Below are 16698 nucleotides of genomic sequence, written 5' to 3' on the forward strand. Positions count from 1 at the left end.
CGCCGTTGCGGTGTGGCCATCACTCGGTCAGTCCGGCGAGGGGCTGCAGCTCTCCACGACGGTTCTGCAGTTTCAGCGGCTGCAGATCGAAGAGGTCGAAGGCCAGCTTAAGAGCGACGGCCAATACAAAGCGAATCCTCTCGGTCCCATTTCAGCCTACGGAAACTGAACTTTCATTACCAAGATTTCATTTCATTCGACCGTCATTTCGTGCCAATCCGGGCCGATGCTAATCTGCCGTTCAGCTTCGACATGATCATCTTGCTGGCGGCTGCGTTGGCAGCATGTTGATCGAGGCCGGAATGAACGACGTCAAGACTATGCACGAAACCAAGCCGACCAAGGCGAGCGCCGACCTGGCGACCGTCCTTGCGGCTTCACGCAAACAGTCGAAGGGCCGTTGGCGTGGTCGCCTATTGGTATTGCTTCTGCTGATTCTTGCGGCCGGCGGGGTGGGTTATTTCTATGCGCGGCAAGAAGGCAACCAATACAGCTACGCCACTCAACCTATCAAACGCGGCGACCTGACCGTGCTGGTTACGGCAACCGGATCCGTGCAGCCGACAGAGCAAGTGGATATATCAAGCGAGCTGTCGGGAACGGTTCGCGAGGTGAACGTCGACTATAACAGCGAGGTCAAGGCCGGCGAGGTTCTTGCCGCTCTCGATACGAACAAGCTTGAGGCGGACGTCAAGAGTTCGCGGGCGAAACTCGATTCGGCCAAAGCGAATGTCGTGAAGGCGACCGCCGACCTCGAGTCGGCCCAGAGCTCGTTCCAGCGAGCCCGCAACCTCGTTCAGAGCAACGTTTCTACGCAGCAGAGCCTCGAAGATGCGCGCTACAAGTTCGATTCCGCGGTTGCCGCGAAGGACATCAACGTCGCTGCCGTGCTCTCTGCGGAGGCCGATCTGCGGCTGGCCGAAGTCAACCTCGCCAAGGCGACGATCGTCTCGCCGATCAACGGTGTGATTCTCACGCGTTCGGTCGATCCCGGCGCAACGGTCGCAGCGTCCTTGTCCGCGCCGGTGCTGTTCGTCATCGCCGGCGATCTGCGGAAGATGGAACTGCAGGTCGATGTCGACGAGGCCGATGTCGGTCAGATTGCCGTCGGCCAGAAGGCGACGTTCACGGTTGATGCCTATCCCAACCGGACCTTTCCGGCCGAGATCAAGCAGATTCGATTTGCATCCGAGACCACGAACAACGTCGTGACCTACAAGGCGATCCTGTCGGTCGACAATGCTGACCTGTTGCTGCGTCCTGGCATGACCGCGACGGCTGATGTCACCGTTGAGGCAGTCGAGAATACCCTGATGATCCCAAATTCGACCCTTCGCTATGCCCCCCCGGCTGCAGAGTCTCCCCGCGGCCGCGGCATCTTCGGCCTGCTCCGACCACCGCGCATGGGGCCACGGAGCGGCAACCAAGGCGAAGCCCTGACCGGAGCAAAGCGGCGCGTATGGCTGCTGAAAGCAGGCAAGCCGGCACCAGTGATCATCCAGGTGGGGTCTTCCGACGGACAATTCACTCAGATCGTTTCCGGTGACCTGAAGGAAAGCGATGCGGTGATTACCGACGCTACGCAGGCGAAGTAGGCGAGGCTCACGATGCAGAGCCCGGCACTTATCGAATTCAAGCAGGTCTCGAAGATCTATGGTCAGGGAGAGGCGGCCATCCGCGCCCTCGACCGGGTGGATCTGTCGATCCGCGAACACGAATTCGTCGCCATCATGGGACCTTCCGGCTCGGGCAAGTCGACGGCCATGAACATTCTTGGTTGTCTCGATGTGCCCACCGACGGCGACTACATTTTCCAAGGCGTCTCAACACAGGGCTTCGACCGCAGCCAACTGACATTGCTGCGCCGTCATATGCTCGGCTTCGTATTCCAGGGGTTCAACCTGCTGCCGCGCACCTCGGCGTTGGAGAATGTCGAGTTGCCGCTGATCTATCGCGGCATGCATGCAAGCGAGCGCCACCGCAAGGCCAAGGAGGCGCTCGGGCTTGTGGGGCTTTCCGGGCGTGAGCATCACAAGACGCAGGAACTGTCCGGCGGCCAGCAGCAACGTGTCGCGATTGCCCGGGCGATCGTGACCGAGCCCTCGCTGCTTCTCGCGGATGAGCCAACCGGCAATCTGGACACGAAGACCAGCGTCGAGATCATGGACCTGATGACGCGACTGAACCGCGAACAGGGCATCACGATCGTCATGGTCACGCACGAGCCCGATATTGCTGCCTACGCTCAGCGCCTGCTGCGTTTCATAGACGGCAAGCTCGAGACCGAGGTCGAGCATCGCGGGAGGGCGGATCATGTTCTTTGAGACGCTGAAACTTGCGCTGCGTGCGATCAGCCGGAACATGCTTCGTTCCTTCCTCACGGTGCTCGGCGTGGTCATCGGGGTGGCGGCCGTCATCGCGTTGGTGACGATCGGCAACGGTACGACCGCCCAGGTTTCGGCCGAGCTTTCACGGCTCGGCACCAACATGCTGTTTGCGCGCCCGGGTCAGTTCGGTCCTGGTCGCCCAAGCTCGGAAGCACGCCGCTTCACGATCAAGGACGTCGACGCCATTCGCGATCAGGTCAATGGCCTGCGCGCCGCGGCGCCGCTCAATCAGACGACCGCGACCGTCATCTACGGCGGGCAGAGCCACTCGACGACCGTGATGGGGACGAACAACGACTACTTCATCGCGCAGGACTGGGACATGGCGATCGGCCGCACCTTTGACGCGGCGGAAGAACGCGGACGCCCGCGCTGCATCCTCGGAGAAACGGTACGCTCGCAACTCTTCGGCGCCGCCGATCCCACGGGACAGCAGATTCGCGTCGGCAAGGTTTCGTGCAGCATCATCGGCGTCCTTGCCAAGCGCGGCCAGTCCGGCATGGGCAACGATCAGGACGATGTCGTCGTCATGCCCGTTAAGGTCTATCAACGCCGGGTCGGCGGCAAAGCGAACGCCAATGTCCAGATGATCGTGATCTCGGCGCGCGACGGGGTGTCGACATCGAAAGTTCAGACCGAAACCGAAAACCTGCTTCGGGAGCGGCGCAAGATCGTACCGGGACGTGACGATGACTTCAGCGTCAATGACATGACGCAGATTGCTGACGCAATGACCGGTACCACGACACTGTTGACCAGCTTGCTCGGAGCGGTCGCCGCGATCAGCCTGCTTGTCGGCGGGATCGGGATCATGAACATCATGCTGGTGTCAGTGACCGAGCGCACCCGCGAGATCGGCATACGCCTGGCGATCGGCGCACTGGAAAACCAGGTGCTGCTGCAGTTCCTTGTCGAGGCGGTGGCACTCTCCGTGTTTGGTGGGATCGCAGGGATTTTGCTGGGGGTCAGCCTTGGTTATGGAGCAGTGACCGTGCTGAAGGTGCCGTTCGTGGTCAGCCCCACGATGATCGCTGTGGCGTTCGCGTTCTCCGCCGCGATAGGGATGGTCTTCGGTTACTTCCCCGCTCGCAGTGCGGCGCAGCTCAACCCGATCGACGCGTTGAGGCACGAGTGAGCGGAGGCGCCTGGTTTCGGCCGGGCCGCTGCTCTGCATGCCTCATAGGGTTAGGCGCTCGGCGCTGGCCAGCGCTCTTGCGTCACCACTCGCTGCAAGGCCATTTGCCATTTCACCGTGATTGAGAAGACGCATCGCCGGAAGATCCAGGCGCTCCCGCGGCTTGCCGTTCGAAAGAACGCTGATATATCATTAACGTTACAGTCGCTTCGCAACACGCATACACTTTCTGGAGCCGAATACGCGGATGCAGAACTCACTCAGCCACCGTGCCTATCTCACCCTGGAACATGCGATCGTGACGCTGACGTTGCAGCCGGGCGCCTTGGTTACCGAGAAGCATCTGATCGACCTTGCCGGTCACGGACGCACGCCGGTGCGCGAAGCGATCCAGAAGCTGGCGTGGCAAGGGCTCATCGTGGTGAAGCCGCGTGTCGGGCTGCAGGTGGCCGAAATCAAGCCGACGGACCATGAGAACGTCATGCAGGTTCGCCGCGAGCTCGAGCCGATCGCTGCCGCCCTGGCAGCCGACTTTGCGACATCAGAGCAGCGCAGGGAACTGGGTGAATGTGCCCAGACGATGGAAATGTCCGCCACGACCGGCGACTTGGCAGCATTCTTCGCCGCGGACAAGACCTTTGACGAAATCCTGGAAGAAGCCTGCCCGAACAGTTTCATAACATCGGCGCTCGGACCGGTTCAGACCCATTCCCGTCGGCTCTGGTCTGCATCCAGCAGTCCCGACAGGATGGATCAATCCATCTCTCTGCACGTCGAGGTCATACGGGCCATTCAGCAGGGCAGATCCCAGGACGCCAACCGGACGATGGGCGCCCTCATCGAGTATCTCAGTGGCCACAATTGAAAACGGCCCCATTTCGGGGCCGTGAACGCTTCTATCTTGGCTGATTTAGCCGACGAATGCCCGCTCGATAACGAACTCCGCCGGCTTGCTGTTTGCGCCCTCATTGAGGCCAGCCTTTTCCAGCAGTTCCTTGGTATCTTTCAGCATCGCCGAGGACCCGCAGATCATACCGCGATCGATTGATGGATCGAGCGGCGGAACGCCGAGATCGGTGAAAAGCTTGCCCGCCGAGATCAAATCCGTGATGCGGCCGCGATAGGCGAAGTCTTCGCGGGTGACCGTCGCGTAGTGGCGCAGCTTGTCGCCGACTATCTCCTGCAGAAGTTCGTCGTTCTTGATTTCCTCGACGAGATCGAAGCCGTACTTCAGTTCCGCTACGTCGCGGGTCGTGTGCGTGAGGATGACTTCCTCGTACTTCTCGTAGGTTTCTGGATCGCGGATCAGGCTCGCGAAGGGGGCGATACCGGTGCCGGTCGAAAACATATAGAGACGACGGCCGGGCGTCAGCGCGTCAAGCACCAGCGTGCCCGTCGGCTTCTTGCGCATCAGAACCTGGTCGCCTGGCTTGATCGCCTGCAGATGCGAGGTCAGCGGACCATCCGGGACCTTGATCGAGAAAAACTCCAGCTCCTCCGCCCAAGCGGGGCTTGCGATCGAATAGGCGCGGAAAATCGGCTTGCCTTCGACCATCAGCCCGATCATCGCGAATTCGCCGGACCGGAAACGGAAACCCTGCGGGCGCGTCATCGTGAACCGGAACAAGCGGTCCGTATAATGCGTCACGCTAAGCACGGTTTCGGCATAGACTCCGGCCGGAATCGGGGAGGCGAAGTCTTCGGTTTTTGCAGGGGCGTTCATTTCGGTATCGGATCCCGTATTCATCGCACAATGTTATCGATGCCAGCGAGATATTACAAATAGTGTCGGGATTAAAGGTAATCCATTCTTTCTCATGCGACTTGCACGAAATATGCGTGTCATCGTCAGGATTCCTGCCCCTTGCGTCGCTTCGTCGCTTTTGCGCTGGCGAAGCGAAGCAAAGGATGCATATTAAGCCAAAAACCGCGTCTGCCATGCGCGGACGCCATAGGCTGCTCGGGGAAACATGAAGATTTTCAATTACAAGCGCGTACCTTACGCGGAGATGCGCGCATTTTCCGTCCATATTCTGACGGCATCCGGATCTTTTCTCGCGTTCCTCGGCGTGGTCGCTGCTGCCGAGCACCGGTTCATCGACATGTTCTGGTGGCTCGGCCTTGCGCTTCTAGTTGACGGTATCGACGGACCGATTGCCCGCAAGGTGAGCGTCAAGGAGGTGCTGCCAAACTGGTCGGGCGATACGCTCGACAATATCATTGACTATGTCACCTACGTTCTATTGCCGGCCTTTGCCCTCTACCAGAGTGGCATGATCGGCGAACCATGGTCCTTCGTGGCGGCAGGCATGATCGTCGTATCGAGTGCAATCTACTACGCGGATACCGGAATGAAGACGGACGAGTACTTCTTCTCCGGCTTCCCAGTAGTCTGGAACATGATCGTCTTTACGCTTTTCGTCATCGATGCCAGCGCGATCACAGCACTTGTCGTCGTCATCGTTTCCGTCATCCTGACCTTCCTGCCGATCAATTTTCTCCATCCTGTCCGCGTCCAGCGCCTGCGTCCGCTCAACCTCGGTGTTTTCTTCCTATGGTCGGCGCTCGGAATGTATGCGCTTCTGACGCATTTCGTGATCCCGCAGTGGGCGCTTGTCCTCTTTATCCTTAGCGGTATCTACCTCTACTGCGTCGGCGCCGTGCTGCAGTTCTTCCCGGCGCTTGGACGTAGAGCCTAGGAGAAGACGATGGCAAAGACGCAGGCGGTCTCATTCAGCAGGACCGGTGGACCCGAGGTTCTTGAATATGTCGATATCGACCTGCCGCCGCCCGGCGCAGGCGAAGTGCAGATCAAGCATGCAGCCATCGGCCTTAACTTCATAGACGTCTACTTCCGGACAGGTCTCTACAAGGCGCCGCATACGCCTTTCGTGACGGGCAAGGAAGCGGCTGGCACTGTCATCGCTGTCGGGCCTGATGTAGAGGATTTCAAAATTGGCGATCGGGTCGCCTATGCCGGTGCGGATGGCGCATACAGCGTCGAGCGGAACGTCGAGACCAAGCACCTCGTCAAGGTGCCGGATGGAATTCCCCTGGAAACTGCAGCCTCGATGATGTTGAAGGGAATGACTGCGGAATACCTGCTCAACCGGACATACAAGGTTGGCCCGGATACGACGATCCTGTTTCACGCCGCCGCCGGTGGCGTCGGCCTCATCGCAGGCCAATGGGCCAAGGCGCTCGGGGCAACGGTGATCGGCACCGCGGGGTCAGATAGCAAGGTGCGTTTGGCACTCGAGCATGGCTACGACTACGTTATCAACTATAACACCGAGAATTTTGTAGAGCGCGTGCGCGAGATCACCGGTGGGGCAGGGGTCCACATCGCCTACGACTCGATTGGCCGCGACACGTTTCCGCAATCGCTCGACTGCCTGCGACGGTTCGGCATGTTCGTCTCGTTCGGCCAATCCTCAGGACCGATCGAGAACTTCACCCTTGCCATGCTCGCGCAGAAGGGATCGCTCTTTGCAACACGGCCCACGCTTTTCGCCTACATCGCAACACGCGAAGAGCTAACCAATTGTGCAAACGCGTTATTTGATGTTGTTTTGAGCAACAAAGTGCGTATCAATATCAACCAAACCTATCCATTGCGTGAAGTCGGACGGGCTCACATGGATCTGGAGTCCAGAAGAACTACCGGAACTACGCTGCTGATCCCATAATGACCCGAATGGGCAGGGTCGGCAGAGAGAAATGAGGGGAACGTGTCGTTATCTGATGTGCCGGGTTCCGGCGCGTTATTGTCTGTCCAGCAACTGACGAAACTCTTCGGCAGCTTTGCTGCCTGCAACCACATCGACCTCGATATCGCCCACGGCGAAATCCATGCTCTCCTTGGTGAAAACGGCGCCGGCAAATCGACGCTCGTCAAGATGCTGTTCGGCGTACTCGAACCGACCGAGGGCCATATCCTGTGGGAGGGCCAGCCGGTTTCGATCGGTTCGCCGGGTGATGCCCGCAAGCTCGGCATCGGCATGGTCTTTCAACACTTCTCGCTCTTCGAGGCGTTGACGGTTGCTGAAAACATCGCGCTTTCCCTTGATGACAGCATTCCGATCGGCAGGATTGCGGAAGAAGCAAGGGCGCTCTCGCGCGCCTATGGATTGCCGCTCGACCCTCATGCCCACGTCGCCGATCTTTCCGTCGGCGAACGCCAGCGCATCGAGATCGTGCGTGCGCTGCTGCAAAACCCCAAACTCATTATCCTCGATGAGCCGACTTCGGTGCTGACGCCGCAGGAGGCCGACAAGCTTTTCGAAACACTCTTCAAGCTGAAGGCGGAGGGCAAATCGGTCCTCTACATCAGTCATCGGCTCGAGGAGGTTCAGCGCATCTGCGACCGGGCGACCGTGTTGCGCAACGGAAGCGTCACCGGCGCCTGTGATCCACGCCAGGAAACGCCTGCCTCGCTTGCCCGCATGATGGTTGGCAGCGACGTCGCAACCGTCACTCATCCCGATCGTGGCAACAAGGGCGACGTGCAGCTTTCCGTCAGCAATCTTTCCGTCTCCGCCCGCACGCCCTTTGCCATGCCCCTCAAGGACGTATCCCTGACGGTTCGGTCGGGCGAGATCCTGGCGATTGCGGGTGTCGCCGGCAACGGCCAGGGCGAACTTTTCGATGCGCTCTCTGGAGAGTATCCCGTGAGCTCGCCGGATGCGATCACCATCCGCAAGAAGGCGGTGGGCACCCAGGGTATCACGGCACGGCGTCTGCTTGGCGCCGGGTTCGTGCCGGAAGAACGCCATGGCCATGCGGCCGTCTCAGCCATGAAGCTTTCCGACAACCTTGTGCTGGCGCGAAGCCAATCCGACCGCAGGGGCTTCCTCGGTGGTTCTTTTCTCAAGGTGATCCGTCGCGGTGCCGTCAAGACCGCGACAAAGCGGATTGCCGACGCGATGGACGTGCGCAAGAGCGGAGAGGACCCTGCGGCAGGATCGCTTTCTGGCGGAAACCTGCAAAAGTTCATCGTTGGGCGTGAACTCGACCGACAACCGGCGGTTCTCGTTGTTAATCAGCCGACGTGGGGCGTCGACGCGGGAGCCGCGAGTCGCATTCGTCAGGCCCTCGTCGATCTGGCGCGCAACGGCTCGGCAGTCGTCGTCATCAGCCAGGATCTTGACGAAATATTTGAAGTCGCAACGGAGATTGCCGTGATTTCTGAGGGGCGACTTTCGCAACCCTTCCCGGCGGGAGAACTGTCTCGAGAGAAGATTGGCCTTCTGATGGGCGGCCTGCACGAAGGCAAGACCGCGTCGGAGACGGCCAATGCGCATTGAGCTCGAGAAGCGGCCGCAAGCGTCGAAGCTCTATGGTTTCGTCTCACCGTTACTGGCATTGGTGCTGACGCTGATTGCCGGCGGGATCATGTTCGCCATTTTGGGCAAGAACCCCGTCGAAGCGCTGGATGCCTTCTTCCTCGAACCCTTGCTGGAAGTCTGGTCGCTGCATGAGCTTGCCGTTAAGGCAGCGCCCCTGATCATGATCGGCGTCGGGTTGGCGGTCTGCTATCGTTCCAATAACTGGAATATCGGCGCCGAGGGTCAATTTACGATCGGCGCGATTACTGGCTCGATCCTGCCGATCGTATTTACAGAATGGCATTCGCCTCTCGTGCTGCCCTTGATGCTTGTCATGGGTGCGATCGGCGGTGCGTTGTTTGCGGCCATTCCAGCGCTGCTGAAGGCGCATTTCAATACCAACGAAATCCTGACGAGCCTAATGCTTGTCTATATTGCGCAGCTGTTTCTGGATTGGCTGATCCGCGGCGCCTGGCGCAATCCGCAAGGCTTCAACTTTCCCGAAAGCGTGCCGTTTCCACCCGAAGCCACACTGCCGGCGATCTGGGAAGAGTCCGGCCGCGCCCATTGGGCATTCGTGTTCGCGATTGTTGCAGCGCTTCTCGTCTGGTTCATGCTGAAATACACGCTGAGAGGATTCGAGATCGTGGTGCTCGGCCAGTCCGAGCGGGCAGGGCGCTTCGCCGGCTTTTCGTCCAAGAAGATGATCTGGTTCAGCTTTCTGTTCTCGGGGGCACTTGCAGGACTTGCCGGCATCTCCGAAGTATCGGGATCGATCGGACACCTGCAGCCTGCGATTTCTCCAGGCTACGGCTTCACGGCGATCATTGTCGCGTTTCTCGGACGCCTGAACCCACTCGGCATCATCGCATCCGGCCTTGTGCTCGCGCTGACTTACCTCGGCGGCGAGGCGGCGCAGCTTTCGCTCGGCGTATCCGACAAGGTCACCCGCGTCTTCCAGGGCTTGCTGCTCTTCTTCGTGCTCTCCTGCGACACGCTCATCTACTACAAGATCCGTATCGTCTGGTTGCGGGTCCGGGGAGGCGTCGCGTGAGCATCTTCGAAGCTATTCTGCTGACCGTCATCACAGCGTCCACACCTCTCGTTATTGCAGCCTTGGGCGAACTCGTCGCCGAACGATCCGGTGTTCTAAACCTCGGCGTCGAGGGCATGATGATCATGGGGGCCGTCGCTGCCTTCGCCAGCGCTCAGATTTCGGGGTCTCCCTATATCGGGCTGCTGGGCGGCATTGTCGCCGGCGCACTGTTTTCACTGCTGTTCGGTTTCCTTACCCTCACGCTGGTCGCAAACCAGGTGGCGACTGGCCTGGCGTTGACGATCCTCGGCCTTGGGGTGTCGGGAATGCTGGGTGAGGGCTATGTTGGCGTACCGGGCGTTCGCCTCGCGCCGATCGTCATTCCCTACCTCTCCGACATTCCGCTCATCGGATCCGTCCTGTTCAGGCAGGATCTGACATTCTACCTGTCGCTGGCTTTGCTCTTCGGCGTGAGCTGGTTCCTGTTCCGCAGCCGCACCGGCCTGAAGCTGCGCGCGATCGGCGACAGTCACGGTTCAGCGCACGCTCTCGGCATCAGGGTCATCCGCACGCGCTACCTCGCCGTGATGTTCGGTGGTGCCTGCGCGGGGCTCGCCGGAGCGCAGCTTTCCCTCGTTTATACGCCGCAATGGGTGGAGAACATGTCTTCCGGCCGTGGCTGGATCACACTCGCCCTCGTCGTCTTCGCATCCTGGCGTCCATGGCGGGTTTTTGCGGGTGGCTACCTCTTCGGCGCGGTCACGATCCTGCAGCTTCATGCACAGGCTTTTGGCGTTGGAATTCCGGCCCAATTTCTGTCGATGCTCCCTTATGCTGCCACTATTGTGGTCCTTGTCATCATTTCTCATAATCGCCGTACGACGTTGATCAACACGCCTGCGTCGCTGGGAAAACCGTTCGTGCCGGAGCGCTAAACAGAAGAATGAGACGCGCTTCCGGAAATTACAAACTAACAGGGGTTATCATGAAAAAACTCGCATTTGCATTTGCCGCATCAGCTGCCGCGGTCCTGAGCGTCGGTTCGTCCGCGCAGGCCGCTGACAAGACCAAGGTCTGCTTCGTCTACGTTGGGTCACACACGGACGGTGGTTATTCCCAGGCTCACGATCTCGGTCGCCAGCAGATCCAGAAGGAATTCGGCGATAAGATCGACACGCCCTACCTCGAAAACGTACCGGAAGGCCCCGACGCCGAGCGTGCGATCGAGCGTCTGGCGCGTTCGGGCTGCAAGCTGATCTTCACGACGTCCTTCGGCTTCATGGATGCCACCGTGAAGGTCGCCGCCAAGTTCCCGAACGTGAAGTTCGAACACGGCACCGGCTACAAGTCCGGCCCGAACCTCGCGACCTATAACTCGCGCTTCTACGAAGGGCGCTACATCCTCGGCCAGATCGCAGCCAAGACGTCGAAGAACCACGGTGCTGCTTACATCGCCTCATTCCCGATCCCGGAAGTGGTCATGGGCATCAACGCCTTCGAACAGGGTGCCCGCTCCATCGATCCGGACTTCAAGCTGAAGGTCATCTGGGTGAACACCTGGTTCGACCCGGGCAAGGAAGCCGATGCAGCAAAGGCCATGGTCGACCAGGGCGTCGACGTGCTGACGCAGCACACGGATACCACCGCTCCGATGCAGGTTGCCGAGGAACGCGGCATTCATGCGTTCGGCCAAGCCTCCGACATGATCGCAGCCGGCCCGAAGGCTCAGCTGACGGCGATCGTCGACACCTGGGGTAACTACTACTCCAAGCGCGTTCACGCGCTGCTCGACGGCACCTGGAAGTCCGAGCAGAGCTGGGACGGCCTGAAAGACGGCATCCTCAAGATGGCCGACTACACCAACATGCCTGACGACGTGAAGAAGATGGCTCAGGATACCGAAGCCAAGATCAAGTCGGGCGAGCTTCACCCCTTCACCGGCCCGATCAACAAGCAGGACGGCACCCCGTGGCTGAAGGCTGGCGAAAAGGCTGACGACGGCACGCTGCTCGGCATGAACTTCTACGTCGAAGGCGTCGACGACAAGCTGCCGAAGTGATTTCGTCAGGCAATTAGCACGTGCGAAAAGGCGCTCGTTTTGAGCGCCTTTTTTTATTTGCACCGCATACCAGAAAGTGCATTTACAAAAGTAATACTATATGATTTTTTCTCGGTGTGCCGCGTGGAGGCGGCTTTGGGAGGATATAATGAAATTGAAGACTGCACTCTTGAGTGCTACGATTCTGGCTGCCTGCATGTTCGGTTCTGCATCGGCTGCGGAACTGGTCGTCGGCTTTTCGCAGATCGGTTCTGAATCGGGTTGGCGCGCTGCTGAAACCACCGTCACGAAGGAAGAAGCCAAGAAGCGTGGCGTTGACCTGAAATTTGCTGACGCTCAGCAGAAGCAGGAAAACCAGATCAAGGCGATCCGCTCCTTCATCGCCCAGGGCGTCAACGCTATCTTCCTGGCGCCCGTCGTCGAGACCGGCTGGGACGCTGTTCTGAAGGAAGCAAAGGAAGCTGAAATCCCCGTAATACTGCTCGACCGGACGATCAAGGCGCCTGAAGACCTCTACCTGACCGCTGTCACTTCGGATCAGGTTCATGAGGGCAAGGTTGCCGGCGACTGGCTGGTAAAGACCGTCGGCGACAAGGCTTGCAAGATCGTCGAACTCCAGGGAACGACCGGCTCTTCCCCCGCCATCGCTCGTAAGAAGGGCTTCGAAGAAGCCATCGCCGGCAAGGCAAACTTCAAGATCGCTCGCAGCCAGACCGGTGACTTCACCCGCACCAAGGGCAAGGAAGTCATGGAAAGCTTCCTGAAGGCCGAAAACGGCGGCAAGGATATCTGCGCCCTCTACGCTCACAACGACGACATGGCCGTGGGCGGCATCCAGGCGATCAAGGAAGCCGGTCTGAAGCCGGGCAAGGACATTCTGGTCGTCTCGATCGACGCCGTGCCAGATATCTTCAAGGCCATGGCAGCCGGCGAAGCAAATGCGACCGTGGAACTCACGCCGAACATGGCTGGTCCCGCATTCGACGTCCTCGGCGCATACCTGAAGGACAAGAAGGCTCCGGCGAAGTGGATCCAGACGGAATCCAAGCTCTACACGCCGGCTGACGACCCGACGAAGGTCTACGAGTCGAAGAAGAACCTCGGCTACTGATTTTTGACGCTCGAACCGCACCGGTCCATCATGGACCGGTGCGGAACTGCCGCCTGCCAATCAGGACCTCATGTCCTTCAATGCCGCGGCACCGCAAGGCCTGTATCAGGAAAAGCCGCACTCATGATTCACGATTTTGAGACCGTTCTAGCCGCTTCCGGTATTTCGAAATTCTTCCCGGGTGCCATTGCGCTCGATAAGGTCGACTTCTCGCTGCGTAAGGGCGAGGTGCATGCGCTTCTCGGCGAAAACGGCGCAGGAAAGTCGACGCTGATCAAATGCATCACCGGTGCCTACCACCGCGACCAAGGCCGGCTCGTTCTCGACGGCGCTGAAATCAGTCCGTCCGATACGCTCGCGGCTCAGAAACTGGGCATCGGGACTGTGTATCAGGAGGTCAATCTCCTCTCCAATCTGAGCGTCGCTGAGAACCTCTATCTTGGCCGCCAGCCGAAGCGTTTCGGCATGATCGATGTGCGTGCGATGAACCGACAGGCACGGTTGCTGCTTGATCAGTATGGGATGGACATCGATGTGACCGCGCAACTCGATCGGTTTTCGGTCGCCGTGCAGCAGGTCGTGGCGATCGCGCGGGCTGTCGATTTATCCGGCAAAGTTCTCATCCTCGACGAGCCAACCGCAAGCCTCGACACGCAAGAAGTCGCGATGCTCTTTCGCATCATGCGTGACTTGAAAGACCGCGGCCTTGGAATTGTCTTCATTACACATTTTCTCGAACAGGTTTACGAGGTCAGTGACCGCATCACGGTCCTTCGAAACGGCAAGCTCGTCGGCACCCGTGAGACATCCGAGCTGTCTCGCCAGAGCCTGATTTCAATGATGCTCGGCCGTGAACTGGCAAAGGCCGAGGCCACCGCCCGGGCGCACTCCGTTGCTGCCGGTCCCGTGAAATACAGCTTCGAGGGTTATGGCAAGCGCGGCAAGGTGAAGCCGTTCGATCTCGAGGTCCGTGTCGGCGAGGTGGTGGGCGTTGCCGGCTTGCTCGGGTCGGGACGCACGGAGACCGCCGAATTGCTGTTCGGGATCGAGCATGCCGACAGCGGAACCGCTAAGGTCGACGGTAGGCAGGTTAGTCTGTCGAACCCGCGTGCTGCGATCCGCAACGGCTTCGGCTTTTGTCCGGAGGATCGTAAGACGGACGGGATCATCGGCGACCTGTCCATTCGCGAGAACATTGCGTTGGCGCTGCAGGCGCGTAGAGGCTGGGCCCGACCGATTTCTCGCGCCGATCAGAACGCCTTGGCCGACCGCTACATCAGCGCACTCGACATCCGTACGACGGACAGGGAAAAGCCCATCCGTCTGCTGTCAGGCGGCAATCAGCAGAAAGCGATCCTTGCACGCTGGTTGGTCACCAATCCCGACTTTCTCATTCTCGACGAGCCGACCCGCGGCATCGACGTCGGAGCGCATGCCGAGATCATCCGCTTGATCGAAGAACTGTGCGCGAATGGCATGTCGCTGATCGTGATTTCTTCGGAATTGGAAGAGCTTATCGCCTATAGCTCACGTATTTTGGTGCTTCGTGACCGCGAACATGTCGCTGAGCTGACAGGTGACAATGTCAGCACCGCGCGCATCGTCGACGCAATCGCCGCAGCCCAGAAAGAGACGGAGGACGCATGAAGTCGTCACTCAATGCCTTGTTGACCCGGCTTGCGCCGCAAATTATCGCGCTTGCGGTCATTCTCCTATTGAATTTCATTATGTTCCCTCAGTTTTTTAATGTTGTTATTCAGAATGGCCGGCTTTACGGCAGCCTGATCGACGTACTGAACCGCGGCGCGCCGGTCGCTTTGTTGGCAATCGGCATGACCCTCGTGATCGCTACGAAGGGGATTGACCTCTCGGTCGGTGCCGTGATCGCGATCTGCGGCGCGGTTGCCGCATCATCCATCGTGTCCGGCCATTCGCTTGCTTCGACGCTGCTGGTAACGATCGGCGTCGGACTGCTTTGCGGTGTATGGAACGGATTCCTGGTCGCGTTGCTCAACATCCAGCCGATCATCGCCACGCTTGTGCTGATGGTCGCTGGACGCGGGATCGCGCAGCTCGTCACCGAGGGTGTAATCATGACCTTCAACGATGAAGGGCTGATCGCACTCGGCAGCGGCGCATTTGCTTTCCTACCCATGCCCGTTATCATCTGGCTGGTCGTGGGGGCCCTGGTGATCCTCCTCGTGAGACGCACAGCGCTTGGCATGCTGATTGAAGCAACCGGTATCAATCGACGTGCAAGCACGTTGTCGGGTGTGCGCACGCCTGTGCTGCTGATGGCCGTTTATATGTTGAGCGGCCTTTGCGCCTCGATTGCCGGGATCATTGTCGCAGCCGATATCAAGGGCGCAGATGCGAACAATGCCGGTCTCTGGCTTGAACTCGACGCGATCCTGGCGGTCGTGGTCGGAGGCAACTCGTTGCTTGGAGGGCGTTTCAGCATTCTGGGTTCTCTGATCGGTGCAATGATCATTCAGGCGGTCAATACTGGCATTCTTCTCTCGGGCTTCCCGCCTGAGTTCAACCTGATCATCAAGGCGGTGATCGTCATCGTGATCCTCGTCATTCAGTCGCCTGCGGTCCAATCGGCCGCCGTGGTCCTGAGCCGGCGATCGAGCCGCGTCACGGAAGGGCAGGTTCAATGAACTCGAAATATCTGCCGCTTCTGGCAACGGTCGTGATCTTCGTTCTCTCTTATGCGATCTGCACGCTGCAGTATCCCAATATTCTGTCGACCCGCGTAATCGGCAATCTTTTGACCGACAACGCCTTTCTCGGGATTGCAGCAGTCGGCATGACCTTTGTCATTATCTCCGGCGGCATCGACCTGTCGATTGGCTCTGTCATTGCGTTTACCGGTGTGTTCCTGGCAGTCGTCCTCCAGAACACGACCATCCATCCGCTCGTCGCGTTCGCATTGGTCCTGATCATCACGACCGTGTTCGGCGCCGTAATGGGTGCTATCATTCACTATCTGGAAATGCCGGCCTTTATCGTGACGCTCGCAGGCATGTTTCTTGCGCGTGGCATGGCTTTCGTTCTGTCGATCGACAGCATTCCGATCAATCACGACTATTACACCACGTTGACGAGCCTCTATTACAAGCTGCCAGGTGGGGGGCGTTTGACGCTGATCGGCGGCATCATGCTTCTGGTCTTTGTCGGCGGCATATTCCTGGCGCACCGCACCCGCTTCGGGACCAATGTCTACGCACTAGGCGGCGGTTCGCAAACAGCGCAACTCATGGGCGTCGCCGTGGGCCGCACCACGATACAGATCTACGCATTATCCGGTTTTCTTGCTGGCCTATCCGGAATCGTTTTTTCGCTCTATACGTCAGCCGGTTATTCTCTGGCAGCAGTCGGCGTTGAGCTGGATGCGATCGCAGCAGTTGTCATTGGGGGGACGCTGTTGACCGGAGGGGCGGGATTCGTAGCGGGTACCTTCATCGGTATCCTGATACAAGGCCTCATTCAGACCTACATCACCTTCGACGGGACGCTGTCGAGCTGGTGGACGAAGATCTTGATCGGCCTATTGCTTTTTGCATTTATTCTAATGCAGAAGGTTATTCTCTTCCTTTCCAGTATGAATAAGAGGTATGCCTGAACGGGGAGGTATTCG

General features: G+C 59.1%; 15 protein-coding genes. 14 read left to right on the forward strand and 1 reads right to left on the reverse strand.

Features of this window, described 5'->3' with window-relative positions; translation table 11 throughout:
• Nucleotides 1-302: 302 nt before the first annotated feature.
• The 4 genes from AC1DE4_RS05950 to AC1DE4_RS05965 all read left to right on the forward strand — a co-directional run bounded on the left by AC1DE4_RS05950 (nucleotide 303) and on the right by AC1DE4_RS05965 (nucleotide 4387).
• The gene (locus AC1DE4_RS05950) at nucleotides 303-1595 is read left to right on the forward strand and encodes an efflux RND transporter periplasmic adaptor subunit (RefSeq protein ID WP_477880458.1); all 1293 of its coding nucleotides are present in this window, start codon (nucleotides 303-305) and stop codon (nucleotides 1593-1595) included.
• Nucleotides 1596-1607: 12 nt separating this feature from the next.
• On the forward strand, nucleotides 1608-2324 hold the full coding sequence (locus AC1DE4_RS05955) for an ABC transporter ATP-binding protein (RefSeq protein ID WP_018855008.1): 717 nt from the start codon (nucleotides 1608-1610) through the stop codon (nucleotides 2322-2324).
• Nucleotides 2314-3522, forward strand: coding sequence for an ABC transporter permease (locus AC1DE4_RS05960; RefSeq protein WP_018855009.1), 1209 nt, complete (start codon nucleotides 2314-2316; stop codon nucleotides 3520-3522). The genes AC1DE4_RS05955 and AC1DE4_RS05960 overlap by 11 nt, the downstream gene beginning before the upstream one ends.
• A 247-nt stretch (nucleotides 3523-3769) precedes the next feature.
• Complete coding sequence (locus AC1DE4_RS05965) at nucleotides 3770-4387, forward strand: GntR family transcriptional regulator (RefSeq protein WP_169683835.1); 618 nt, start codon at nucleotides 3770-3772, stop codon at nucleotides 4385-4387.
• Between the two features lie 45 nt (nucleotides 4388-4432).
• Here the strand turns inward: AC1DE4_RS05965 and AC1DE4_RS05970 are convergent, their stop codons facing one another.
• Nucleotides 4433-5245, reverse strand: coding sequence for a ferredoxin--NADP reductase (locus AC1DE4_RS05970; RefSeq protein ID WP_025660972.1), 813 nt, complete (start codon nucleotides 5243-5245; stop codon nucleotides 4433-4435).
• Between the two features lie 247 nt (nucleotides 5246-5492).
• On the opposite strand from AC1DE4_RS05970, the gene pcsA reads away from it, so the two are divergent.
• The 10 genes from pcsA to yjfF all read left to right on the forward strand — a co-directional run bounded on the left by pcsA (nucleotide 5493) and on the right by yjfF (nucleotide 16683).
• The gene (pcsA, locus tag AC1DE4_RS05975) at nucleotides 5493-6221 is read left to right on the forward strand and encodes a phosphatidylcholine synthase (RefSeq protein ID WP_018855012.1); all 729 of its coding nucleotides are present in this window, start codon (nucleotides 5493-5495) and stop codon (nucleotides 6219-6221) included.
• Nucleotides 6222-6230: 9 nt separating this feature from the next.
• Entirely contained in the window at nucleotides 6231-7211 is a 981-nt protein-coding gene (locus AC1DE4_RS05980; RefSeq protein WP_192241904.1) for a quinone oxidoreductase family protein, read from the forward strand.
• 42 nt (nucleotides 7212-7253) lie between these two features.
• On the forward strand, nucleotides 7254-8828 hold the full coding sequence (locus tag AC1DE4_RS05985) for an ABC transporter ATP-binding protein (protein ID WP_026371498.1): 1575 nt from the start codon (nucleotides 7254-7256) through the stop codon (nucleotides 8826-8828).
• Nucleotides 8818-9903, forward strand: coding sequence for an ABC transporter permease (locus AC1DE4_RS05990; RefSeq protein ID WP_025660975.1), 1086 nt, complete (start codon nucleotides 8818-8820; stop codon nucleotides 9901-9903). The genes AC1DE4_RS05985 and AC1DE4_RS05990 overlap by 11 nt, the downstream gene beginning before the upstream one ends.
• Nucleotides 9900-10820, forward strand: a complete 921-nt coding sequence (locus AC1DE4_RS05995; protein WP_018855016.1) for an ABC transporter permease — start codon at nucleotides 9900-9902, stop codon at nucleotides 10818-10820. The genes AC1DE4_RS05990 and AC1DE4_RS05995 overlap by 4 nt, the downstream gene beginning before the upstream one ends.
• Before the next feature lie 50 nt (nucleotides 10821-10870).
• The gene (locus AC1DE4_RS06000; protein ID WP_018855017.1) at nucleotides 10871-11944 is read left to right on the forward strand and encodes a BMP family ABC transporter substrate-binding protein; all 1074 of its coding nucleotides are present in this window, start codon (nucleotides 10871-10873) and stop codon (nucleotides 11942-11944) included.
• Between the two features lie 148 nt (nucleotides 11945-12092).
• A complete protein-coding gene (gene ytfQ, locus AC1DE4_RS06005) occupies nucleotides 12093-13055 on the forward strand; it encodes a galactofuranose ABC transporter, galactofuranose-binding protein YtfQ (protein ID WP_477880461.1) in 963 nt (320 codons plus the stop codon).
• 123 nt (nucleotides 13056-13178) lie between these two features.
• Nucleotides 13179-14702, forward strand: coding sequence for a galactofuranose ABC transporter, ATP-binding protein YtfR (ytfR, locus tag AC1DE4_RS06010; protein ID WP_477880463.1), 1524 nt, complete (start codon nucleotides 13179-13181; stop codon nucleotides 14700-14702).
• Complete coding sequence (locus tag AC1DE4_RS06015; protein WP_113470413.1) at nucleotides 14699-15718, forward strand: ABC transporter permease; 1020 nt, start codon at nucleotides 14699-14701, stop codon at nucleotides 15716-15718. The genes ytfR and AC1DE4_RS06015 overlap by 4 nt, the downstream gene beginning before the upstream one ends.
• Nucleotides 15715-16683: a galactofuranose ABC transporter, permease protein YjfF gene (yjfF, locus tag AC1DE4_RS06020; protein WP_018855021.1), complete on the forward strand. Its 969-nt coding sequence runs from the start codon at nucleotides 15715-15717 to the stop codon at nucleotides 16681-16683. The genes AC1DE4_RS06015 and yjfF overlap by 4 nt, the downstream gene beginning before the upstream one ends.
• Nucleotides 16684-16698 lie beyond the last annotated feature (15 nt).

Source organism: Rhizobium sp. 10N414 (assembly GCF_056394785.1).